Origin of the sequence: Streptomyces sp. NPDC014656 (genome assembly GCF_043084305.1) — a bacterium.
Classification (GTDB): Bacteria; Actinomycetota; Actinomycetes; order Streptomycetales; family Streptomycetaceae; genus Streptomyces.
This window is the reverse complement of the sequence record NZ_JBIBZN010000002.1, coordinates 195,062-217,656: the sequence shown is the minus strand read 5'-3', so window position 1 is coordinate 217,656 and position 22,595 is coordinate 195,062. Positions and strand designations below refer to the sequence as shown.

Below are 22,595 nucleotides of genomic sequence, written 5' to 3'. Positions count from 1 at the left end.
GGTGCGCGTACGGTCTCGGGGAGTGCCTGTCGACCGGCGTTCCTGCTGTCACGGCCTGCGGCCCGCCTCGATCGTAACCGGTGGGGGTGACACGGCGGGGGTGCAAGGGGCGGCGGGTCAGCCCAGGTGGGAGAGGAAGGCGCGCCATGCCTGGGGGGTGAAGGCGAGGGCGGGGCCGGCGGGCCGCTTGCTGTCGCGGACGGGGACGAGGTGGGGGAGGTTGGGGGCGACCTCGACGCACTCCCCCTGCCCGCCGCTGTAACTGCTGGTGCGCCAAGCCGCTGCGGCGAGGTCGGGCAGAGCGAGGCGGGCCTGGTTCATGGTCTGTGCTCCTTGGCGATGCGGCGGATCAGCGTGAGCGATTCCTTCGGAGGCAGCGCGGAGGCGCGTGCGTCGTCGAAGAGGCCTCGATAGGCGACGACCTCGGACTCCCCTTCCGTCCAGATGTTGCCGGTCGGGGTCTCCGTCAGTACGAGGTCCTGCGCTGACACCTGCGGAAAGCTCATCAGCAGGTATGGGCCGAACATACCCGAGTGCGCGCCGCGCGAGAACGGCAATACCTGAACGGTGATGTTGGGCTGCTCGGCCATCGTCGCCAGGTGCTCCAGCTGGTCCCGCATTACGGTGGGCCCACCTACCCGTTGCCGGAGCACGCCTTCGGCGAGTACGGCCCAGAGTTCCAACTGGCCCTCACCCGTCAGCCGCTCCTGGCGGGCGAGTCTCACCTGGATGAACTGCTCGATCTCCTCAGCGGTCTGCCACGCGCGTGAGGCGACGGTGACGGCGCGGCCGTACTTCGGCGTCTGGAGAAGTCCCGGAACCAGCTGCGCCTGGAAGGTCCGGATGCTGTCGTAGATGTCCTCCATCTCGATGTAGTCGCGGTAGGTGTCGCCGAGGACGGATCCGTACTGGTGCCACCAGCCCTCACGGCGCCGTCGATTGGCCCTGCGAGCCAGGGCGCTCAGCCGCTCCAGCGTCTCCCGGTCCGTGTCCCCATGCCCGGGGATCCAGACGACTTACTCGATCCCGGACCTGACCATCGGACCGCGCTCGTTCAAGGGCGAGGACGACTGGTTGCTGGACGCGGATGCGGTCGAGCTGGCGGTAGAGGTGATCTCGCCGAACGAGCGGCTGGAGGGCATCAACGAGAAGATCGCCTGGTACACGGCCGCGCGTGTTGCCCGGCTGCTGCAGATCGATCCGCGTACGGGCACGTGGTCGTTGTTCACCCGCCTGGGAGAGGGTGAGTACAAGGCGTTCGTGCACGGGAAGTACGGCGAGGATGTGCCGCTCCCGGAGGAGCTGGGAGGCGACCTCACCACGACGGGCCTACCGCTCTACGGCACGCAGCCGGCCCGCTGACGACGGTGGTTCCTCCTCCCGCTTGGGGGATGGGGGAACCACCGTCAGGGCTCAGCCCTTGGCGGGTCGCCGGCCCCGACGGGTTGCAGCCTGAGGGCGCCAAGCCCGCAGGTCATCGTCGGTCAGGCCGAGTTCGCCCTGCTTGGCGGCCCGGTAACCCTCGAAGAAGGCAGCGGGGGAGCTGCCGTACAGGCCGTCGAACTCGTTGTGCCACTGGGTGAGCCAGGGCTGCAGTTCGAGGAGGCCCGCGAGGAGCGGGGTCAGTTCCTCGGCGGACAGCTCGTCGTGGACCGTGAAGTACGTGGACAGTGCCTGTGCCTGCTCACGGTGATCCCAGCCGGCCCAGCCGAAGAGCTGGGGGATGCCGGAGATCGCCCCGGTCGCATACGAGATGAACCGCTCCTTGGGCACGTCGAGCTTGCCGCGCGCACGCCAGTAGGAGGGCTTGAGGAAGTCCGCCGAGGTGTACTTGGGGGGTACGGGAATCGAGTCGCGGATCTTCCGCTTCTCGAATTCGTCGGTCTCTGCGTCCTCCTTCCGCTGCAGGTCCCAGACATGCTCCCAGTCCGCGCGCTTTTTGAGGGCGGCGGGTTTGTAGCGCAGGGCGGCGAGGAAGGGGACGTGCTCGTCGGAGAGGAGGTCCGAAACGACGGTTGCGAGTTCCTGACGCGGCGCGTAGATCTCGGCGACGGACACGAAGTCCTGGTCGCGCGAGAGCAGGTCGGCGAGCTGGTTGAGGGTGAGGATGGTCGACTGACCGTTCTCGTCGAACCAGTACTCGCGTGTCTCGATCCGGTCGAGCAGCCACGACTTGAGCGCCCGCTCTTGGAGCACGTCCCAGCCCTCGGTGGCCCAACGGCGCTTGTACTCGGGCCGCTCGATCATGCCGATGGCCCGGCTGTTCTCGATCGCGTCGATGCGCTTCTGTACGACGGTTTTGTAGGCGTCGGACCATTGGTCAGGCATCTCGGTGATGGGCGTCGACCCATGCCGCTTGAACCACTCACCCGAAGCCTCGCCGGCTTCGACACGCCGCGCCAGCACGATCTCGAAGGCACGCTCGCCAAGCGAGAGCTCGGGCACCTCAGCCTCGGGCGCCCGCAGATCCTCGGAATGCAGGCCGTACAACGAGTACACCTGCCAGTCCAGCTCCTCTTGCAGCGCGATCATCTGCCCGCGGGTTGATTCCCACTTGTCGCAAGCTCCGCGGAGTGTCGGTGTTGAGGGAGCGGGAGAGGCAGGGGTAACGAGGGCACTAGGGGTGGTGAGCGCATGCTGCTGAGCGAGGGAATCCAGGTGTGCAGTCAAAACAGTGGGATACGTGGCAGGGAGGGGGAACTCTTCAATTTTGGCGCCGGTGAACTCGTAGCGGTCGGACCAGGGATGAACGCTCACGCGCGCACCATCGCCGCCTACAGGGTCGCCTCCCTTAGGGTAGCTAACCATTTTGAGCCAGAATCCTGCGGTGGAGCTGTTGAGCACCCCCAGTAGATGAAGGTGCTCTACTTCACTTGCTTCCTTTTGGAGCTTGATGACTGGAGCGTGGCGATTGAAAACGCTGCCGCCGCGGTCCAGTACGAAGTGGTTCTGTGCGGATACGAAGGCAAACATGATCGACAGTGGCGTACGGTAGGCCGATGCGGTGAATTGCATATAGTCCCACCATTTTAGTCCTGCATCGGCCATATCTCCCTGGAATGTGCGACGTACTTCCAGCAAGCGGCGCATAGGCCAAAGCTCTCGAGAAAGCTCGGCCGGGTTGAGGTTGTTAGAGTATGGGAACCAAATAGCTTCTTCTGCGATGGCAGACCAGTCCCGGACCACCTCTCCTGTCATGAAAGGAAGTAGTCCTCGTCGGTCGGCGAAGGTCTTGTACGTCGCCCGCAGTGGCCGAAGGTACGCGCTGTCAGCTCCAACCCTTACGGCGCGACCGATCGGCGGTTCGATGACGTCGCGGAGACGGCATGCCTTTGCGCTGTCTAGCTGTTCGATCATCTCGCGGCCACCATCAGCGAGTACCCAGGGCTGCTTGCCGAAATAGCGCTCACGTTCAAGGTTTTCTACCGATACCCATTGGCTAACAGAGCCCGGAGTGTCGATCTGACTGGCGATCGCCGTCCATACGTGCCCATCTTCGGCAGGTGAGGGTGCCTTGGGCTCCCCCTGAATGCTCCGCACGGTGCGGATGGTCGAGTTGCGATTTCTGCCCGCCCGACGACGCCCCACAAGGATCACCGTCGGCGTACCGTGACCTGGAATGTATGCCCCAGAGGTGTCGATCACCTCCGTGATTTCCACTTTGTGAGCGAAATATTCCTCGATCAGCTTGGTGCCGAACTCGCGTTTCATGAACGAGTTTGACGTGATCTGGCCGGTCATTCCGTAGCCGCGCCCGCTCGGTTCTCCCGCCTTCGCTAGCTGGAAAAACCGCTCCGCGAACGGAACCGACAACGCGTACGTCCCCGCGCAGGACTTATAGATGTGCCGGTACAGTGCGTTCAGCCTCTTGTCCTTGACGGTGATGTATGGCGGGTTACCCACCACCACGTCATACCGCCCCTGCTCCAAGATCCCCTTGAACTCAGGCTCGTGGATGTCCTCCGTTGCGTACGAGAACTCCGCCAGTTCGTCCCGCTGGTCCGCGACGAACTCCAGCTCCCCCTGCCCCGCCGTCCCCAGCACACCGAACTCAAGCTGCCGCACCTTGATCAGCGAGTCGCCCACCGCCAGGTGCACCGGCCAGTCGTACCGCGACGCCTCCGCCAACGTCCGCACGTTCGCCGCCGCCATCGCGGCCATCAGCAGCCGGAACCGCGCGATGGCCACCGCGAACGGGTTGATGTCGACACCGTGCACCGCGTCAAGCGCCATCCGCACCCGCGCGTGCAGCTCCATGCCCGGATGGCGCTCGGCCAGCAGCCGCACCATCCTCCGGAACGCGCCGAGCACGAAGTGACCCGACCCGCATGTGGGGTCGATCATCTTCAGCTCGCCGACGCGCCCGCCCATCTCCCGCACGACCGGCTCCATCGTCCGGTCGAGGATGAACTCCTCCACGAACTCCGGCGTCTGCAGCAGCGCGTACGTCTTCCGCGCGGCCTCCGACAGGTCCTGGTACAGGTCACCCAGGAACCGGGTGTCCCACCCCTTCGTGCCGTCCTCGTTCAGGGGGTCCGTGAAGTCGTGGACCAGCAGGCCCGCCTCGTCCCGCTCCCGCCAGAACTCCACCAGCGCCCGCGCGCCGTCGTGCGAGATCGGGATCTGGTACAGCGGGTTGCGCTGCCGGTTGAACAGCAGCTTGCCGGCCTCGCCCTCACCGATTTCCTTGAAGGCCCGCTCCAGCCAGCCACGGAACGTCGGGTCCTGCTCTTCCTCCACGTACTGCGCGTACCGCGCCTCCGCCAGGTCGCGGCGCTCCTCGTCCGGGCCCGCCAGGTACGGCTCGGGGATCAGCAGGTTGTCCTCGCAGAAGCGGACGAACACCGTACCGAGGACCCACGCCACCGCCACCTGTGTGACGCGGCCGGAGATCTGCGGGGTGCCGTACAGCCACGAGTTCCACGACTCCGCCGTACGCCCCAGCGAGAACGCCCGGTCGTGCTCGTTCAGCAGCCGCCCGGCGACGCGAACGCGCTCGGCGCGGTCGTCCGCGTACTCGGTGAGGCGGGGCTCCAACCAGGCGTCCCACTCAGGCGTCCCCTTGGGGTCGGCCTTCAGCGCCTTCTTGTACTCGGCCAGCAGCGGCTTGGCGACGCCTTCGCCGTCCTTCACCTGCCTGCCGAGATCCGCCTCGACCGCCTTAACCTGCTTGATCAGGTCGGCCTTCAACGCATCGCGGTCGATCACTTCGCCTCGTCTCCCCAGTTCCCCGTCGTACCCACAGGACTCGTCGTACCCGTTGTATCCATGGTGCTCGTCGTACTCGTCGTCCCGAGACAATCGCGGCGCCGCCCACCCGACCGATGGGCGTTCTCCACCCACGCGTCCGGGAGCACCACCCACTCGCCGAGCCCCGCCTGATACGGCACGGCCACCGTCCCCAGCCTAGGCGGCCGCGCCGGGTCGTCCTGCGGGCAGAGCAGCCACAGGCCCCGGCCGCCGCCGCGTGACCGCTCCGCGAGCCGGTTCAGGACGCCCATCGCGTCGTACCGTGCCAGCGCACCCGCGTCCGTCAGGAGCAGCGGGACCCGCGCCCCGCCCGTGAGCAGCTCGCCCAGCCGGGGTTCGACGGCGCCCCATGCCGTCCCTGCGTACTCGGCGAACTTCATCGCCGCCTTCGAACCAGGCTCCGCCACATCCGCGCGCAGGATCGTCTCCCACGTCGGCTTGGGCCGTCGGTCCACCAGCTCGTGCAGTGCGTCGAGGAACAGCTCGGTTACCGAGACGGGCTCCGCACCGAAGCGCGGACCCGTGACCTCCTCCACCGCCTCCGTCGCGAGACCGGTCCGGACGGTGAGGACCCGGAAGCCGTCTCGGGGCGCCGAGGCGAGCAGCCGCTCTTCCGCCGTCACCGCGCCCGCGAGCTGTACGTCGTCGGCGTAACGGTGCTCGGACAGGAAGGCGGTCGGCTTCCGCAGGTTCCCCAGAGACAGGAAGCTCGAGTCGTCCTTGGTCTGCCGCGGCAGATAGCGGGAGATACGGGGGGTGCCCGTCCGGGTCGACAGCTCCAGGTCGAAACCGGCGGCCTTCAGGGCCTTCGTCAGCCGGCCGTCCTTCGGCAGCGAGTGGCCGCCCCGCTCGTCGAGGAGTTCCGGGAAGCGGGCGCGGACCCGCTCGTGGATGTCCTCGGCGGTCAGGCCGGGCTGGAGGTCGCGTGCCAGGCCCGGGATCAGCCGCACCAGGCCCGCCTGGGTCAGCCGCAGCGCCCGTACGAGCGGCAGGTCGCGGGGGTAGATCTCCAGACGGGGGGTCGCGGCCGCGTTGCGGGAGGCTGCCGCGGCCAGCTCGACCGTACGGCGCTCGTCCCACTCCACCACTGTGCTCGGCGGAGTGACCGCGCTCAGCTCCCCGAGCACGGTCGTCGAGGTCGGCAGCGTGTCGAGCTTCGCCAGCCGGTCCGCGACTCGGCCCAGACGCTGAGCATAGTCGAGGAGGCCCGGAGCGGAGGGGGTCTCGGGGGCGTCGTCGTCGCTGACCTCCAGGGCCAGCAGGCCGGCGCCCATCGCCTCGTCGGAGGCGTCCCGGTTCGGGGCGTGCCGGAACGTAGCCTCGTCCGGGACCAGCTGCTCGACCTCCACCACGGCCCGTACCCCCGCGAGGGCGAGCGCCCGGCGCTGCTCCCGCTCCTGCAGCTCCGTGCCGCGGCGTACGGCCAGCGCGTCCGCGATCTCCGCGGCCGAGGCGACCCGGCCGAGGTCGCGCAGCAGCTCCAGGATCTCGGCGCGCAGGGTCCGCACGGCGGCGTGCCGCTTCCAGCGGCCGCGCTGGGTCTTGAGCATCAGCGAAACCTGGGCGGCTGAGAGACGGAGCGCCTCGGCGACGTCCTTCTGCATCGGCCAGACCCCGATCTCGGGCACGACGCCCTGCTCGTCGGGGAGGCGAAGGAGCAGCCTGACCATCTCGCACTCGTTGCGGTTCGAGCCGTCCTTCTTCAGCTCCGGCACGAAGATCGTCGCCAGGGCGTCCAGGCTGATCGTCCGCAGCGCCCGCTCGCTCTCCCCGCCGGCACCCGTCTGCGCCACGGCGAGGGCGACGGCGGCCTCCACCGCCGACAGCTCTTCCTTCGCGGCCTTGCGGCCCTCAGGGGTGAGCGGCGCGGCGGGCTGCTCGGCGAGCTGCTGGCGCCACTGCTTGATCCTTCCGAGGACCTCCTTACGGGTCTTCGCACCGAGTCCCGGGGCGTTGACGAGGGTCCGCTGGCTATGGTCGAGGAGCTGGCCGACGGTGTTGACGCGCAGGCTATAGACGAAGGACTCGGCGGCGGGGCTCAGACCCGAGGCGGAGATCGGAGTGGAGCGGTCGACACCCGCGGCGAGCCGGTCGCGCTGCTCCTCCGCGGTCTCCTCCTCCGCCACCGCGATCGCGGCATCGGCGGACCCGGCGGATGTGCGCTCGTCTTGCTGACGCGATCGCTTCGACGACGGCTTCGCCTCGTCCATCGCGAGGAAGATCTTCTTCCACGCGTCCCGCATCGGCTTCAGGTCCTTGAACCGGTGTGCGGCGTCCCGGTGCAGGGCCTTGCGGAAGAACTCGACGAGGCCGTCCTTGACCGCCGGATCGAACGCGTCGGCCGCGATGGCGGGGTACGGCTCCTTCTCGGGCTTCGTCTGCCGGGGGGAGACCTTTCCGCCGCCCCACACCGGCAGCTCGCGCGAGGCCATCTCGTGCAGCGTCACGGCGAGCGCGTACCGCTCGGCGTGCGCGTCGTACACCGACCGGTCCGTGAGTGTGCCGATGAAAGGGTCCAGATAGCCGTCCGTGCCCGCCTCCGTCTCCTTCACTGGATAGCCGGCGAGCGAGAAGTCGATCAGGACAAGTTCTCGGGTGCGGTTCGGGCGGATCCGGATGGCGATGTTGTCCGGCTTGATGTCGCGGTGCCAGACGCCCTCACCCTCGAGGAAGTCCACCGCGCCGAAGAGATAGTCGCCGTACGCCTCCAGCTGGTCGACCGAGAGCCGGCCGGAGTCCCGCAGCTGGCGGGCGACGGTCTCCTCACGGCGGCGGGTCCGCGTCGCGCCCGGCTCGGCCGGCGTGCCGTCGGCCTCGCGCTCGTCACCGACGTACTCCATGACGAGGACCGTGCGGCCGCCGATGCTCTGAGGCTCCGGCTCGATCAGCCGGATGATCCGCGAGTCGGCTCGCAAACGCCCCATCACCTCGGCCTCGCGCCTGAGGATCTCGCCGCTCCGCTCGGAGACGGCGACCTTGAGGACGGCCAGGGACTTCGCGAAGCGGACCTCGGCGCCGGCGGTCAGATCCCGTACGAGGAACGCACGGCTCGTCGAACCGGTGCCGAGCCGCCGCCGGACCTCCCACCGGCCGGCCAGGACATCGCCTGCGACTGCCTCCAGGGGATCCTTCTCGGGCTCGGGCACGGCAGGACGCAGGGGCTGGGAGGAGGGAGAGGGCGCTGTGAGGGTCTCCTCCACCACCTCCAGCATCTCCAGGAAGTCGTCCACGGAGGAGAGCCGGGCCGAGACGTCGTAGGCCGTCGCTGCCTGCACCAGCTCGTCGATGTACTCCGAGAGCCCGTCCACGACCGCGCTCGGGCGCAGGCCTTCGCCCGCTTCGTAGCGGGCCATGAGCTCGGCCTGGCTGGCGGCCGGCGCCTTGCCGGTGGCCAGCAGATACGTGAGGACACCGAGGCCGTATACGTCCAGAGCCACGGGGTCGGCCTTGGGCGCGGTCAGCTCGGGGGCGAGATAAGGATCGGCGGACTCGGCGAGGTGCGCGCCCGCTCGCGAGAAGGTCGTCGGAGCGAACCGCTCGCCGCCGTTCGCTCCGCCTTGCTCCGGGCCGCGCTGGACGGCGACCTGCCAGTCGGAGATCTGCAGATGCGGAGTGAGCCAGCCCGCCTCGTCGCCGTCCTTGCTGGAGCCCCGGCCACGCGGCATGACGTGGATCGCGTGGGCGGACAGAGTGCGGTGGTAGAGCCGCCGACCGTGCCCCGAGCGCACGGTCTCGGCGAGCTGACGCACGAGCGCGATCCGGCTCAGCACGTCCAGCTTCTCGCCGTACTGGATCAGGTAGTCGTCGAGGCGGAGTGTGCGCGGGTCGTAGTCGAAGATTAGTGCGGGGCCCGCCGAGTGCCCGGTCGGGTCGTACTGCTTGAGCTGGACGACCCCAGGGTGCCGGAACCGGCGCAGCACCGCCGCCTCGCGCCGCGCCGCACGCTCGACGGACGCCCGCGTCTCGGGGTCCGAACCGCGCTCCCGCAGATAGACACGGATGCGCGCCGCCTCTGGCAGCTCGCTGTGCTGGGCCAGATAGTCCGCCCAGGTCGGTCCTGAGTCGAAGGACTTGCGGTGCAGGAGATACGGGCCGACCTTGTATTCGGCGTCGCTGCGCGCGATGCCGATCTTTTCCAGCGCCTTCGCGATGCGGTCCGATCGCGGTTTGTCGATGCGGCGGCGCTCTTCCCTCGGGGGCTCTTCCAGCATCTGGATCAGATGGTGGACCGTGTGGACGCCCTGCTGGTCGTGGGCGGGCAGGCGGTTCTTCAGTGACGAGTCGGTAAAGCAGACGGCTTCCGAGACCCACACGGGCTCACCATGTTGTTTGAGCAGCCAGGCGAGCTCCTTGGCCTTCTTGTTGGCCAGGTGGAGGGGGTTTCCGTGGGAGATCTGGCGCCCGCTGGGCTGGGTCTGCAACCAGGTGCCGTTGCGGGACTCGATGGAGCCATGCCAGTCCTTCAGTTCGATCAGGTGCACCCCGCCCGGGGCGATCACCAGGAGATCTACCTCTCGGACGTGACCGGTGGCGGCGGTGAAGGTGAAGTTCGACCAGCCACGCCACGGATCGTTGTCCCTGAGTCTTTCCTGGATGGCCTCCAGCCCTCGCCGCTCATGCTGGAACTCGGAATCGGTGACGGTGACCCACCGGCCGTCCCGCATGTTTGCCCCTCTTTACGCCGGTTCTGCTGTTTTTCCCGCGACCGTCAGGCGCTGCGTTAGATCGTAGACGGTGGCGTCAGGCGGGAGAGTGCCGTTCGACCGGGGCCCAGCATGGACAGCCATGGATCGTCGGCGGGCGTGACTAATCTGATCGCCATGACGATCGACAGGGTGGGGAAGGCAGACGGAGAAGAGGGCGGGACGGACGGTGTCCAGTGGCTTTTGCAACCGCGGGGCACCGCCCGGACGGGGGGTCCGAAGCACTTCGAGCACTCGGTCCGTACGGGCATCGACCTGGCGCAACCGCGATACGCGGACGTCCTCGGTGAAGACGCCACCCTCCTGCGGCAGGTCTTCCCGGACGGAGTGGGGCGATTCTGGGGGGCGATCGAGCCGAAGAAGCAGAGTGGTGCCAAGGCGGTTGCCGTGCGGAACTGCAGGGTCGGCGACGAGGTGCTGTTCTACGGGGAGAAGAAATTCATCGCGCGAGCCACCATCCTCGCGAAGTTTCACAACCCCGACCTGGCCAGAGAAGTGTGGGGCGCGCGGGACGACGGGGCGATCTGGGAGCACATGATCGCGCTCGGAGACCTGATGGAGTTCGAAGCGGACGCCCTGCCCCTGCTGGCAGCCATCAAAGGCCCGAGCGACAAGCTCTGGGGCATGCAGCTCGTCACCGTGAGCGACCGCACACTGCTGCTCGGCAAGGTCGATCCTCCGTCCGCTCCGGTGAGGGCAGCGCTCCCGGCGCCCCGAAGCCAGAAGGCGGCGGCCTCGACGATGACCGAGAAGACGCTGCTTCACACCCTCGCCACACTCCGGACCTACACGCGTTCGGGCGGCCCATCCCTGCATAAGCCGCTGGCGCTGCTGTGGTCGATAGGGCGTGTGGCGGCCCGGGAGGAGCGGCTGGCGCCCTGGAAGGTGTTCGAGAACGGGGTCGGCGGACTCCTGGCGGATTTCGGCGGCAACACCTCGCACGTGACTCCACACTATCCGTTCACACGGCTGCGGGGCAGCGGTGTGTGGGACGTACAGGGCATCCATGTCGACGTCCAGGACCCGAGTCCGACGGCCCTCCTCGAGGCCGATGCCAAAGCGGGCTTCACGGACGATGCCGATCGGCTGCTCCGCAGATCGCATCGCGCCCGCGCCAAGGCGGTCGGCCTACTGCGCGCCAAGTACTTTGCGGACGTCGATCAGCGGCTGCTGTTCGAGCGAGTCGGTCTCGGCGGCTATCTGACCGCAAGCGGCAGCACCGAGGATGACTCCGATGTGCGAGCTGCCAAGGTCGTCGCCGTGACCGGTCCGGTGCCGCGCCAGGCGACGAGCGGAACACGCCCCGTACGCGACCCAGACAACGTCCGGGATGTGAAGCGCTGGCACGAGGATCTCTGCCAGGTCTGCGGCGAGCCGCTCGAGGTCCTGCTCGGCCGTTACAGCGAAGCCGCGCACATCCAAGGCATCGGCAGCCCGCACGACGGGCCGGACACAACGGCCAACATGCTCTGTCTGTGCCCCAACCACCACCGGCAGTTCGACGGCCTCGGCATCTACGTCGACGCGCAGTGGGAAGTGCGACGGACCAAGGACGACTCGAGGGTCTCGCAGCTGCGTAGGGACCCCCGGCACCGGATCGGCTCGGGGTACGTGGAGTATCACCGCATGCTGTGCGGAAAGAACGACTGATGGACTGGCCGGCTCGCTGAACGGCGCGTCGCGGAGGCTGGCGGGCGGAAGGGTTCTTCCTGCTCGCCGTCGTCGTCCGGGCCACGGATGGGTCGCGGCCTCCGCCATGCGGCCCCCCGACACACGCCTGCGCATGCAACAAGACCCCGCGCCCCCGTCCCACTGCCGGGGGCGCCCCGCACATGCGAAAGACCCCGTGACCATCATGATCACGGGGTCTTTTGGCACTTCTCTCGAAGTGCCCCCGGCAGGATTCGAACCTGCGCACACGGCTCCGGAGGCCGTTGCTCTATCCCCTGAGCTACGGGGGCTTCGTCGCTGCTCGGCGGCGACGGGTGAAACCTTACCAGCTCTCTCGGGGTGCCTGTGAACAGGTATTTCCGGGGCGTCACCAGGGGGGTGTTCGCCCGCGCGGGTCGGAAGTGGGCAAAACCCGGACGCAGCCCCTCGGGGCGGCCTACTCTCGTTCACGTGTCAGGCGTGTCCGGGCGGGTGCTCGTTGTCGACGACAACAAGGTCATCCGGCAGTTGATCAGGGTCAATCTCGAACTCGAGGGGTTCGAGGTCGTGACCGCGGCCGATGGTGCCGAGTGTCTGGACGTCGTGCATCGCGTGCGGCCCGATGTCGTGACGCTCGACGTCGTCATGCCTCGGCTCGACGGGATCAAGACCGCCCAGCGGCTCCGGGAGGATCCGCGGACGCGGCATCTGCCCGTGGCGATCATCAGTGCCTGCGGGGAGGGCGAGGGGGCGCAGGCGGCGGACGCGTTCCTCGCGAAGCCCTTCGAGCCGGCGGAGCTCGTACGGGTCGTCCGGCAGCTGCTGCACCGCGAGCCCAGGCAGCGGCGCCAGGCCGGTGGGCCCGACGCGGGAGAGGAGCCGTCCGCGGGGGACGGTTCCCCGGGCAGACCCGCCGCCGGGAGCGTCTGTCCCGGGCGGTGAGCTCCTCCCGCGCGTTCCCGGGGGATCCCGGCCGGACCTGGGGTTTTCCCGGCGGTGGCGTGCCGGGTGCCCGGATGGCGAAACCGGTTCGCGTTCCGACCCCCCTCCTCCCCTAGGCTGGGACCGTGACCCCCGCGGACCTCTCCCTCACCGTGCAGCACGCCGTGCGCCGTGCGGTCGACGACGGTGCGCTGCGGGTCGACGTCCCTCCGCGCGTGAAGGTCGAGAAGGCCCGGCCGGGAGGGGTGGGGGAGTACGCCAGCAGCGTTGCCCTGTCGCTCGCGCGGCCGGCCGGGCGGCCCGCCCTCGACGTCGCCTCCGTGCTGAAGGAGCGGCTCGACGGGGCCGCCGGGATCCTCGCCGTGGACATCACCGGCCCCGGGTTCCTGAACTTCACCCTGCGGCGGGAGAGCGGCGCCGGGCTCGTCGAGGCCGTGCGCGGCGCCGGGCCCGCGTACGGACGGGGCGACGGCCTCGCCGGGAGCGCCGTGCGGTTCGAGCCGCCGGCCGAGGCACGCGCCCGCGTGGTCGTCGACTGCCTGACCGGGCTGCTGCTCGGGCAGGGGGCCGAGGTCCGCGTCGAGGCCGGTGGCGAGCGGCCGCACGTCCACCCCGGCGCGTACGAGACCGAGCGGCTCGGGACCGACGCCGCCCGGTGGCGGCTGCTGCGCGCCGCGCCGCACGACCGGCCCCTCGACGGCGCCCCGCTCCTCGTCCGGCACGAGCGCAACGCGCTCTTCCGCGTCCAGTACGCCCACTCCCGCGCCCGGCGGCTCCTCGCCAACGGGGCGCAGCTCGGCGTCCTCCCCTCGTACGAGACGGAGGTCGGGGATCCGCTGCTCGGACTCCTCCGCGACCACCCCTCCGTACTTCTCGCCGCCGCCCGCCACCGCGCCCCCGACCGGGTCGCCCGGCACCTCGAAGCCGTCGCCGACGCGCTGCTCGGCTTCCAGCACACCGTTCTGCCGCTCGGCGACGAGAAACCCTCGGCCGCCCACCGCTCCCGGCTCGCGCTCGCCGAAGCCGCCGGGACGGTGCTCGCCGGCGGCCTCTCCGTGCTCGGCATCAGCGCACCCGACCGGATCTGAAAGAGCTGACCAGACATGAGCCGTTCCGCCCACCCCGCAGGCCCCCGCCACGCCGACGTGCTCCCCGAGGGCCACTACACCGCTCCGCCCGCCGATCTGAACACGCTCGACCCCAAGGTGTGGGCGCGGACCGTGGCCCGGGACGAGCAGGGCGTCGCGACGATCGGCGGGCTGCGCGTCACCGACCTCGCCGAGGAGTTCGGGACCCCCGCCTACTTCCTCGACGAGACCGACTTCCGCGCCCGCTGCCGCGCCTGGGCCGAGGCCTTCGGCACGGACGCCGACGTCTTCTACGCCGGCAAGGCCTTCCTCTCCCGCGCGGTCGTCCGCTGGCTGCACGAGGAGGGGCTCAACCTCGACGTCTGCTCCGGCGGCGAGCTCGCCACCGCGCTGTCGGCCGGGATGCCCGCCGAGCGGATCGCCTTCCACGGCAACAACAAGAGCGAGGACGAGATCCGGCGGGCCGTCGAGGCCGGCGTCGGGCGGATCGTCCTCGACTCCTTCCAGGAGATCGTCCGGGTCGCCCACGTCGCCCAGTCCCTCGGCAAGCGGCAGCGCGTGCAGATCCGCGTCACCGTCGGCGTCGAGGCGCACACCCACGAGTTCATCGCCACCGCCCACGAGGACCAGAAGTTCGGCATCGCGCTCGCCGGCGGGCAGGCCGCCGAGGCCGTCCGCAGGGCGCTGAAGCTCGACGGCCTGGAGCTCATCGGCATCCACTCGCACATCGGCTCGCAGATCTTCGACATGGCCGGCTTCGAGGTGTCCGCGCGGCGCGTCGTCCAGCTCCTCGCCGAGGTGCGCGACGAGCACGGCGTCGAGCTGCCCGAGATCGACCTGGGCGGCGGCCTCGGCATCGCGTACACCTCCGAGGACGACCCGCGCGAGCCGCACGAGATCGCCAAGGCGCTCGGCGAGATCGTGACGAGGGAGTGCGAGGCCGCCGGCCTTCGGACCCCGCGGATCTCGGTCGAGCCCGGGCGCGCCATCGTCGGGCCGACGGCCTTCACGCTCTACCGGGTCGGCACGATCAAGCCGCTCGACGGGCTGCGCACGTACGTCAGCGTCGACGGCGGCATGTCGGACAACATCCGCACCGCCCTGTACGACGCCGAGTACAGCGTCAGCCTGGTCTCCCGGGTCAGCGACGCCGAGCCGATGCTCTCCCGGGTCGTCGGCAAGCACTGCGAGAGCGGCGACATCGTCGTCCGCGACGCCTTCCTCCCCGCCGACCTGGCGCCCGGCGACCTGATCGCCGTGCCCGCCACCGGCGCCTACTGCCGCTCCATGGCGAGCAACTACAACCACGCCCTCCGGCCGCCCGTGGTGGCGGTCCGGGACGGCGAAGCAAGGGTCATCGTCCGGCGCGAGACGGAGGAAGATCTCCTGCGTCTCGACGTCGGCTGATGAAATAGTCGGGTGGTGGAATCGATGTCTCAGGATCCGGACGGCCGGCTGAATCCCCCGTCCGGTGAGTGAGACTTGTCCCAACCCCGTCAGAACCGTAGAGATACGAATCAGAAGTACGAGAAACGAGGTCGGATGATGCGTACGCGTCCGCTGAAGGTGGCGCTGCTGGGCTGTGGAGTTGTCGGCTCCGAGGTGGCGCGCATCATGACGACGCACGCCGACGACCTCGCCGCGCGCATCGGCGCGCCGGTCGAGCTCGCCGGCGTGGCCGTCCGCCGGCCCGACAAGGTCCGCGGCGGCATCGACCCGGCGCTGATCACCACCGACGCCACCGCCCTGGTCAAACGCGGGGACATCGACGTCGTCGTCGAGGTCATCGGCGGGATCGAGCCGGCCCGCACCCTCATCACCACCGCCTTCGAGCACGGCGCCTCCGTGGTCTCCGCCAACAAGGCGCTGCTCGCCCAGGACGGCGCCACGCTGTACGCCGCCGCCGAGCAGCACGGGCAGGACCTGTACTACGAGGCCGCCGTCGCCGGCGCCATCCCGCTGATCCGCCCGCTGCGCGAGTCCCTCGCCGGCGACAAGATCAACCGGGTGATGGGCATCGTCAACGGCACGACGAACTTCATCCTCGACAAGATGGACTCGACCGGCGCCGGCTACCAGGAGGCCCTGGACGAGGCCACCGCGCTCGGTTACGCCGAGGCCGACCCGACCGCCGACGTCGAGGGCTTCGACGCCGCCGCCAAGGCCGCCATCCTCGCCGGGATCGCCTTCCACACGCGCGTGCGCCTGGACGACGTCTCCCGCGAGGGCATGACCGAGGTCACCGCCGCCGACTTCGCCTCCGCCCGCCAGATGGGCTGCACCATCAAGCTGCTCGCGATCTGCGAGCGGGCCGCCGACGGCGAGTCCGTCACCGCGCGCGTGCACCCGGCGATGATCCCGCTGAGCCACCCGCTGGCCTCGGTCCGGGAGGCGTACAACGCGGTCTTCGTCGAGGCGGAGGCCGCCGGGCGGCTCATGTTCTACGGCCCCGGAGCGGGTGGTTCGCCGACCGCCTCGGCCGTTCTCGGCGACGTCGTCGCCGTCTGCCGCAACCGTCTCAACGAGGCGACGGGCCCCGGCGAGTCCGCGTACACCCAGCTGCCCGTGAGCTCCATGGGCGACGTGGTGACGCGGTACCACATCAGTCTCGACGTGGCCGACAAGCCGGGCGTCCTCGCCCAGGTCGCGACGGTCTTCGCCGAGCACGGCGTATCGATCGATACCGTGCGCCAGCAGGGCAAGGACGGCGAGGCCTCCCTCGTCGTCGTCACCCACCGCGCGCCCGACGCGGCCCTCTCCGGGACCGTCGAGGCGCTGCGCAAGCTCGACACCGTGCGCGGTGTCGCCAGCATCATGCGTGTTGAAGGGGAGTAAGGACCCATGACCAACCAGGGCACCCACCAGTGGCGCGGCATCATCGAGGAGTACCGGGACCGCCTTCCGGTCACGGAAGCGACGCCGGTCGTCACGCTCCGTGAGGGCGGTACGCCGCTCGTCCCCGCTCAGGTCCTCTCCGAGCGCACGGGCTGCGAGGTGCACCTCAAGGTCGAGGGCGCCAACCCCACCGGTTCCTTCAAGGACCGGGGCATGACCATGGCCATCACCCGGGCCAAGGAGGAGGGCGCCAAGGCGGTCATCTGCGCCTCCACCGGCAACACCTCCGCCTCCGCCGCCGCGTACGCGGTGCGGGCCGGGATGGTCTCCGCGGTGCTGGTGCCCCAGGGCAAGATCGCGCTCGGCAAGATGGGCCAGGCCCTCGTGCACGGCGCGAAGATCCTCCAGGTGGACGGCAACTTCGACGACTGCCTGACGCTGGCCCGCTCGCTCTCCGAGAACTACCCGGTGGCGCTGGTCAATTCGGTCAACCCGGTCCGCATCGAGGGCCAGAAGACCGCCGCCTTCGAGATCGTGGACATGCTGGGCGACGCCCCCGACATCCACGTCCTCCCGGTGGGCAACGCGGGCAACATCACCGCGTACTGGAAGGGGTACCGCGAGTACGCCGAGGACGGCCTCGCGACCCGCCGCCCGCGCATGTGGGGCTTCCAGGCCTCCGGTTCGGCCCCGCTGGTGCGCGGCGAGGTCGTCAAGGACCCGTCCACCATCGCCACCGCGATCCGCATCGGCAACCCGGCCTCCTGGGACTACGCGATCGCCGCGCGCGACGAGTCGGGCGGCTTCATCGACGAGGTGACGGACCGTGAGATCCTGCGCGCCTACCGCCTGTTGGCCGCGCAGGAGGGCGTCTTCGTGGAGCCCGCCTCGGCTGCCTCGGTCGCCGGTCTGCTGAAGGCCGCCGAGCAGGGCAAGGTCGACCCGGGCCAGCGGATCGTCTGCACCGTGACCGGCAACGGCCTGAAGGACCCCGACTGGGCCGTCGCCGGCGCCCCGCAGCCGGTCACCGTCCCGGTGGACGCCGCGACCGCCGCGGAGCGGCTCGGACTGGCCTGATCCCGATGCCCCGGACGGGGGAGCGGATGCTCGGGAACGAGCGGAAACTCCTCCGACCGGGTGAGGGCCCTGGTCGAAACCCGATCAGGAACGTACATAGGCGCACAGGTTGGCTCGCGACACGCATCGTGCGCCTCCCGTGCGCCCTATGTCGCCACAGAACCTTCCTTCGATAGGCTGTACCGAACCCGCCCCGACGCATATGCGTGGTGTCGTTGCCGTTGTCGCCTCCCCGCGACCGAAGCGGCCGAAACGGTACTCCGGGTTCCCCAGCACTTCTCTTGAACACCCCGTTGCCGCAGTCAAGGAGAGTCATCGAGCGATGGCCGGTCCCGCGTTCCGCGCCGCCGCCGTACGGGTGCGCGTCCCCGCCACCAGCGCCAACCTCGGCCCGGGCTTCGACGCCTTCGGCCTGTCGCTGGGCCTCTACGACGACGTCGTCGTCCGGGTCGCCGACTCCGGGCTGCACGTCGACATCGCCGGAGAGGGCGCCGAGACGCTCCCGCGCGACGAGCGCCACCTGCTCGTACGCTCCCTGCGCACGGCCTTCGACCTGCTCGGCGGGCAGCCGCGCGGCCTGGAGGTCGTCTGCGCCAACCGCATCCCGCACGGCCGCGGCCTCGGCTCCTCCTCCGCCGCCATCTGCGCCGGCATCGTCGCCGCCCGCGCCGTGACCATAGGCGGGGACGCCAAGCTCGACGAGGCCGCCCTGCTGGAGCTGGCCACCGAGATCGAGGGCCACCCCGACAACGTCGCCGCCTGTCTGCTCGGCGGCTTCACCCTCGCGTGGACCGAGGCCGGCGCCGCGCGGGCGATCAGGATGGACCCTTCGGATTCCATCGTTCCGGTGGTCTTCGTGCCCGGCAAGCCGGTGCTGACCGAGACCGCCCGGGGCCTGCTGCCGCGCACCGTCCCGCACGTGGACGCCGCCGCCAACGCCGGGCGCGCCGCCCTCCTCGTCGAGGCCCTGACCCGCCGCCCCGAGCTGCTGCTCGCGGCCACCGAGGACCGGCTGCACCAGGAGTACCGGGCCCCCGCGATGCCGGAGAGCATCGCCCTCGTGAACCGGCTGCGGGCCGACGGCGTGCCCGCGGTCATCTCCGGCGCGGGCCCCACGGTCCTCGCGCTGGCCGACAACGGGACGGCCGACAAGGTCGCCCTGCTCGCGGGCGAGGGCTGGGCCGCCAACCGGCTCGACCTCGACGCGTCCGGAGCGAGCGTGCTGCCGCTGGCGCCCTGACGGCGCGGCGGCGGACGCCGTACGGGACGCCGGGCAGCGTCCTGAACACGCGATTGCCGGTGAGTGAGAGGGGGAATGTTTGTTGGAGCCGGTAGTGTTAATCTCAAGTCTGCACCCGCCCTCTTTGTGGAGCGGTGCGGAGTGTCCCCTCAGGGACCACCCATTCTTCCGGGAGCCTCCCCAACTGCCTGAGCAGCCTGCCTGAGCAGTTTCGAGCACGCTCCGGAACCGGCACGACACCCCTCGCTCACCGCACGCGAGGGCCGAGCAGGGGGCGCTCGGGCCGGACCCACAGCACGTTTCTCTCCTCTCGCCGCATCCCGGCGGGACCACCGCCCCGGACACGGTCCACCAACCAGGACCGCTGCCGGACAGCACAACCGGTCGCCGAGCCACAGGGCCGACGTCCGCTCCAGGGAAGGACCCTTCGTGAGCGACACCACCGATCTGATGGGCGTGACTGCCGACGGCACTGTCGACGCCGCCGCGCCCGCCGCAGGTGCTGCCAGTGGCGGCACCGCACGGCGCCGCCGCTCCGGCACCGGCCTCGAGGGCATGGTCCTGGCCGAGCTGCAGCAGGTCGCGTCCGGCCTCGGCATCAGGGGCACCGCGCGGATGCGCAAGAGCCAGCTGATCGAGGTCATCAAGGAGGCGCAGGCCGGTGGGGGATCCGCCGCCCCCGCCAAGACCGAGGCCGCCGCCGAGACCAAGCCGAAGCGCCGCGCCACCTCCAAGGCCCGTACGGGCGAGTCCGCCGAGGCCGTCGAGCCGAAGGCGGAGAAGGCCGAGCAGGCCGTCTCCCAGCAGCAGATCGACATCCCGGGCCAGCCGTCGAAGTCGCCCGCCGCCGAGCAGGGCGACGAGCAGCCGGCCGGCGAGCGCCGCCGCCGCCGCGCCACCGCCCCCGCCGGTTCGCCCGAGGGCGCCGAGGGCGCGCAGGCCGTCAAGACCGAGGCCCGTACCGAGGTCCGTACCGAGGCCAAGGGCGAGCAGCAGGGCGACAGGGCCGAGGCCGCCGTGGACGGCGCCGAGGGTCGCACCCGGCGTGACCGCCGGGACCGTCGCGACCGCCAGCGCGAGCGCGGCAAGGGCGACGACCAGCAGCAGGGCGGCGGCCAGCGCAAGGACCAGCAGCGCCAGGGCCAGGGCCAGGGCCAGCAGCAGGGCGGCCAGGGCCAGGGCCAGGGTCCGCAGGGCGGTCCGCAGGACGACGACGACTTCGACGGCGGCCGCCGCGGCCGGCGCGGGCGCTACCGCGACCGCCGCGGGCGTCGCGGGCGTGACGAGTTCCCCGCCGCCGGCGAGCCGCAGGTCTCCGACGACGACGTCCTGATCCCCGTCGCGGGCATCCTCGACATCCTCGACAACTACGCGTTCATCCGGACCTCGGGCTACCTGCCCGGCCCGAACGACGTGTACGTCTCCCTCGCCCAGGTCCGCAAGAGCGGTCTGCGCAAGGGCGACCACCTCACCGGCGCGGTCCGTCAGCCGAAGGAGGGCGAGCGCCGCGAGAAGTTCAACGCGCTGGTCCGCCTCGACTCGACCAACGGCATGGCACCGGACTCCGGCCGCGGCCGCCCCGAGTTCAACAAGCTGACCCCGCTCTACCCGCAGGACCGGCTCCGCCTGGAGTCCGACCCGGGTGTGCTGACCACGCGGATCATCGACCTCGTGTCGCCGATCGGCAAGGGCCAGCGCGGTCTGATCGTGGCCCCGCCGAAGACCGGCAAGACCATGATCATGCAGGCGATCGCCAACGCGATCACCCACAACAACCCCGAGTGCCACCTGATGGTCGTCCTGGTCGACGAGCGTCCGGAAGAGGTCACCGACATGCAGCGGTCGGTGAAGGGCGAGGTCATCTCCTCGACCTTCGACCGCCCGGCCGAGGACCACACCACCGTCGCCGAGCTGGCCATCGAGCGCGCCAAGCGCCTCGTCGAGCTGGGTCACGACGTGGTCGTCCTGCTGGACTCCATCACCCGTCTGGGCCGCGCGTACAACCTCGCGGCGCCCGCCTCCGGCCGCATCCTGTCCGGTGGTGTCGACTCGACCGCGCTCTACCCGCCGAAGCGCTTCTTCGGTGCCGCGCGCAACATCGAGGACGGCGGCTCGCTGACCATCCTGGCCACCGCGCTGGTCGACACCGGCTCGCGCATGGATGAGGTGATCTTCGAGGAGTTCAAGGGCACCGGCAACATGGAGCTCAAGCTCGACCGGAAGCTCGCCGACAAGCGGATCTTCCCGGCCGTCGACGTCGACGCCTCGGGCACCCGCAAGGAGGAGATCCTCCTCGGCAGCGACGAGCTCGCCATCACCTGGAAGCTCCGCCGCGTGCTGCACGCGCTCGACCAGCAGCAGGCCATCGAGCTGCTCCTGGACAAGCTCAAGCAGACGAAGTCGAACGGCGAGTTCCTTCTGCAGATCCAGAAGACGACGCCGGGCGGCAGCAACAACGACTGACGCCGTCGGTGACGCGGGGAGACCCGCGTCACACCGCGAGCGACGGCCCCGGAGCCGTAACCCGCTCGTGACCTGCGCGAACACCGTGCCCGCCACTCCCCGAGTGGCGGGCACGGTGCGTTGCCGACAGCTTGCGCACCGAAACCTCACAGGTCCGTATGCAACCCTTTCGGGTGCTTCGCCGTCACAAAAGGTGAACCATAGGCCCGAGGGAAGACGATGACCGAGCAGACCAGCAGCGGGCGCGCACGCGGTGGCGCCACCGGACGCCGCCGCAAACCGCCCGCCAAGCGCCGCCGCCGCGTCGGCATAGCCGTCTCCGGCGCCGCCGCCGTGCTCGTCCTGGCCGGCGCCGGACTCGGCTACGTGTTCCTCAAGCTCGACGGCAACCTCCAGGGCGTCGACATCAACGCCCAGCTGGGCACCGACCGCCCCAAGAACATCGACAACGGCTCGATGGACATCCTCGTCCTCGGCTCCGACTCCCGCTCCGGCGACAACGGCGCCTACGGCAAGGACGAGGGCGGCGCCCGCTCCGACACCGCGATGGTCGTCCACGTCTACGAGGGCCGCAAGAAGGCGAGCGTCGTGTCCATCCCGCGCGACACCCTCGTCGACCGCCCCACCTGCACCGACGGCCAGGGCACCGAGGACGCGGGCGCGACCCGCGCCATGTTCAACACCGCGTACGAGGTCGGCGGCCCCGCCTGCGCCGTCAAGACCGTCGAGGCCATGTCAGGCATCCGCATGGACCACTACATCGAGGTCGACTTCACCGGCTTCAAGAAGCTCATCGACACCCTCGGCGGCGTCGAGATCACCACCACCCGGGCCATCAAGGACTCCAAGAGCCACCTCGACCTGGAGCCCGGCACCCACACCCTCGACGGCGAGCAGTCCCTCGGCCTCGTCCGCACCCGCAAGAGCGTCGGCGACGGCAGCGACCTCGGCCGCATCCAGCTCCAGCAGGCCTTCATGAGGGCCTTCATCGAACAGGTCAAGGACGTCGGCACCAACCCGAAGAAGCTCCTCGACCTCGCCGACGCCGCCACCAAGGCCATCACCCCGGACTCCGAGCTCGACTCCGTCCAGGAGCTGATGGGCTTCGCCCGGGGCCTCACCGGCATCCCGGCCCAGAACGTCCACATGGTGACACTCCCCGTCCAGTACGACCCCCAGGACCCCAACCGGGTCGTCCCCGTCGAGGAGAAGGCGAAGCAGGTCTGGACCGCCCTGGAGGGCGACCGGCCGATCCCCGCCACCGCCACCGAGGACACCGCCACCGGCCGGGCCGACGGCGTCGTGAAGTAGCCCGGCGATCCCGGCCCGCTCCCGCGTCCGCCCCCG

Annotated in this window: 14 protein-coding genes and 1 tRNA gene; 10 read left to right on the top strand and 5 right to left on the bottom strand. The window is 70.0% G+C overall.

Annotated features, from left to right (window positions below; genetic code table 11):
• Positions 1–117: 117 nt before the first annotated feature.
• Both ACF1ED_RS04810 and ACF1ED_RS04805 read right to left on the bottom strand, forming a co-directional pair.
• Positions 118–321, bottom strand: coding sequence for a DUF397 domain-containing protein (locus tag ACF1ED_RS04810; RefSeq protein ID WP_391756964.1), 204 nt, complete (start codon positions 319–321; stop codon positions 118–120).
• Positions 318–872 (bottom strand): DUF5753 domain-containing protein, encoded by a 555-nt coding sequence (locus tag ACF1ED_RS04805; protein WP_391757499.1) that lies wholly within the window; start codon positions 870–872, stop codon positions 318–320. Before ACF1ED_RS04805 ends, ACF1ED_RS04810 begins: the two co-directional genes overlap by 4 nt.
• A 115-nt stretch (positions 873–987) precedes the next feature.
• Here ACF1ED_RS04805 and ACF1ED_RS04800 point away from each other — a divergent pair, with 115 nt between their 5' ends.
• On the top strand, positions 988–1,362 hold the full coding sequence (locus ACF1ED_RS04800; protein WP_391756963.1) for a Uma2 family endonuclease: 375 nt from the start codon (positions 988–990) through the stop codon (positions 1,360–1,362).
• A 51-nt stretch (positions 1,363–1,413) separates the two neighbouring features.
• Here ACF1ED_RS04800 and pglX read toward each other — a convergent pair whose 3' ends face one another.
• Both pglX and pglW read right to left on the bottom strand, forming a co-directional pair.
• Positions 1,414–5,208, bottom strand: a complete 3,795-nt coding sequence (gene pglX, locus ACF1ED_RS04795; protein WP_391756962.1) for a BREX-2 system adenine-specific DNA-methyltransferase PglX — start codon at positions 5,206–5,208, stop codon at positions 1,414–1,416.
• Positions 5,205–9,914, bottom strand: coding sequence for a BREX system serine/threonine kinase PglW (gene pglW / locus ACF1ED_RS04790; RefSeq protein ID WP_391756961.1), 4,710 nt, complete (start codon positions 9,912–9,914; stop codon positions 5,205–5,207). The genes pglX and pglW overlap by 4 nt, the downstream gene beginning before the upstream one ends.
• Positions 9,915–10,052: 138 nt before the next feature.
• On the opposite strand from pglW, the gene ACF1ED_RS04785 reads away from it, so the two are divergent.
• Positions 10,053–11,603 carry an HNH endonuclease gene (locus tag ACF1ED_RS04785; protein WP_391756960.1) on the top strand — a complete coding sequence of 517 codons (1,551 nt, stop codon included), beginning with the start codon at positions 10,053–10,055 and terminating at the stop codon, positions 11,601–11,603.
• A gap of 239 nt (positions 11,604–11,842) precedes the next feature.
• Here the strand turns inward: ACF1ED_RS04785 and ACF1ED_RS04780 are convergent.
• Positions 11,843–11,914 (bottom strand) — tRNA-Arg (locus ACF1ED_RS04780).
• Positions 11,915–12,074: 160 nt separating this feature from the next.
• Here ACF1ED_RS04780 and ACF1ED_RS04775 point away from each other — a divergent pair.
• The 8 genes from ACF1ED_RS04775 to ACF1ED_RS04740 all read left to right on the top strand — a co-directional run bounded on the left by ACF1ED_RS04775 (position 12,075) and on the right by ACF1ED_RS04740 (position 22,559).
• Complete coding sequence (locus tag ACF1ED_RS04775) at positions 12,075–12,545, top strand: response regulator (RefSeq protein ID WP_043219668.1); 471 nt, start codon at positions 12,075–12,077, stop codon at positions 12,543–12,545.
• A gap of 125 nt (positions 12,546–12,670) precedes the next feature.
• A complete protein-coding gene (gene nrtL / locus ACF1ED_RS04770) occupies positions 12,671–13,633 on the top strand; it encodes an ArgS-related anticodon-binding protein NrtL (RefSeq protein ID WP_391756959.1) in 963 nt (320 codons plus the stop codon).
• Between the two features lie 15 nt (positions 13,634–13,648).
• Positions 13,649–15,040 (top strand): diaminopimelate decarboxylase, encoded by a 1,392-nt coding sequence (gene lysA / locus ACF1ED_RS04765; RefSeq protein WP_391756958.1) that lies wholly within the window; start codon positions 13,649–13,651, stop codon positions 15,038–15,040.
• Between the two features lie 138 nt (positions 15,041–15,178).
• Complete coding sequence (locus ACF1ED_RS04760) at positions 15,179–16,468, top strand: homoserine dehydrogenase (protein ID WP_391757497.1); 1,290 nt, start codon at positions 15,179–15,181, stop codon at positions 16,466–16,468.
• A gap of 6 nt (positions 16,469–16,474) precedes the next feature.
• A complete protein-coding gene (gene thrC / locus ACF1ED_RS04755; RefSeq protein ID WP_391756957.1) occupies positions 16,475–17,545 on the top strand; it encodes a threonine synthase in 1,071 nt (356 codons plus the stop codon).
• Between the two features lie 322 nt (positions 17,546–17,867).
• Complete coding sequence (thrB, locus tag ACF1ED_RS04750) at positions 17,868–18,785, top strand: homoserine kinase (protein WP_351841406.1); 918 nt, start codon at positions 17,868–17,870, stop codon at positions 18,783–18,785.
• Between the two features lie 429 nt (positions 18,786–19,214).
• The gene (gene rho / locus ACF1ED_RS04745; RefSeq protein WP_391756956.1) at positions 19,215–21,248 is read left to right on the top strand and encodes a transcription termination factor Rho; all 2,034 of its coding nucleotides are present in this window, start codon (positions 19,215–19,217) and stop codon (positions 21,246–21,248) included.
• A gap of 219 nt (positions 21,249–21,467) precedes the next feature.
• The gene (locus tag ACF1ED_RS04740; RefSeq protein WP_391756955.1) at positions 21,468–22,559 is read left to right on the top strand and encodes an LCP family protein; all 1,092 of its coding nucleotides are present in this window, start codon (positions 21,468–21,470) and stop codon (positions 22,557–22,559) included.
• Positions 22,560–22,595: the final 36 nt, after the last annotated feature.

What these genes read in the sequence shown, in the direction of transcription:
- pglW (WP_391756961.1), bottom strand. Translation starts at nt 9,914, where the DNA reads ATGCGGGACGGCCGGTGGGTCACCGTCACCGATTCCGAGTTCCAGCAT.
- thrB (WP_351841406.1), top strand. Translation starts at nt 17,868, where the DNA reads ATGGCCGGTCCCGCGTTCCGCGCCGCCGCCGTACGGGTGCGCGTCCCC.
- thrC (WP_391756957.1), top strand. Translation starts at nt 16,475, where the DNA reads ATGACCAACCAGGGCACCCACCAGTGGCGCGGCATCATCGAGGAGTAC.
- ACF1ED_RS04810 (WP_391756964.1), bottom strand. Translation starts at nt 321, where the DNA reads ATGAACCAGGCCCGCCTCGCTCTGCCCGACCTCGCCGCAGCGGCTTGG.
- ACF1ED_RS04740 (WP_391756955.1), top strand. Translation starts at nt 21,468, where the DNA reads ATGACCGAGCAGACCAGCAGCGGGCGCGCACGCGGTGGCGCCACCGGA.
- ACF1ED_RS04760 (WP_391757497.1), top strand. Translation starts at nt 15,179, where the DNA reads ATGCGTACGCGTCCGCTGAAGGTGGCGCTGCTGGGCTGTGGAGTTGTC.
- lysA (WP_391756958.1), top strand. Translation starts at nt 13,649, where the DNA reads ATGAGCCGTTCCGCCCACCCCGCAGGCCCCCGCCACGCCGACGTGCTC.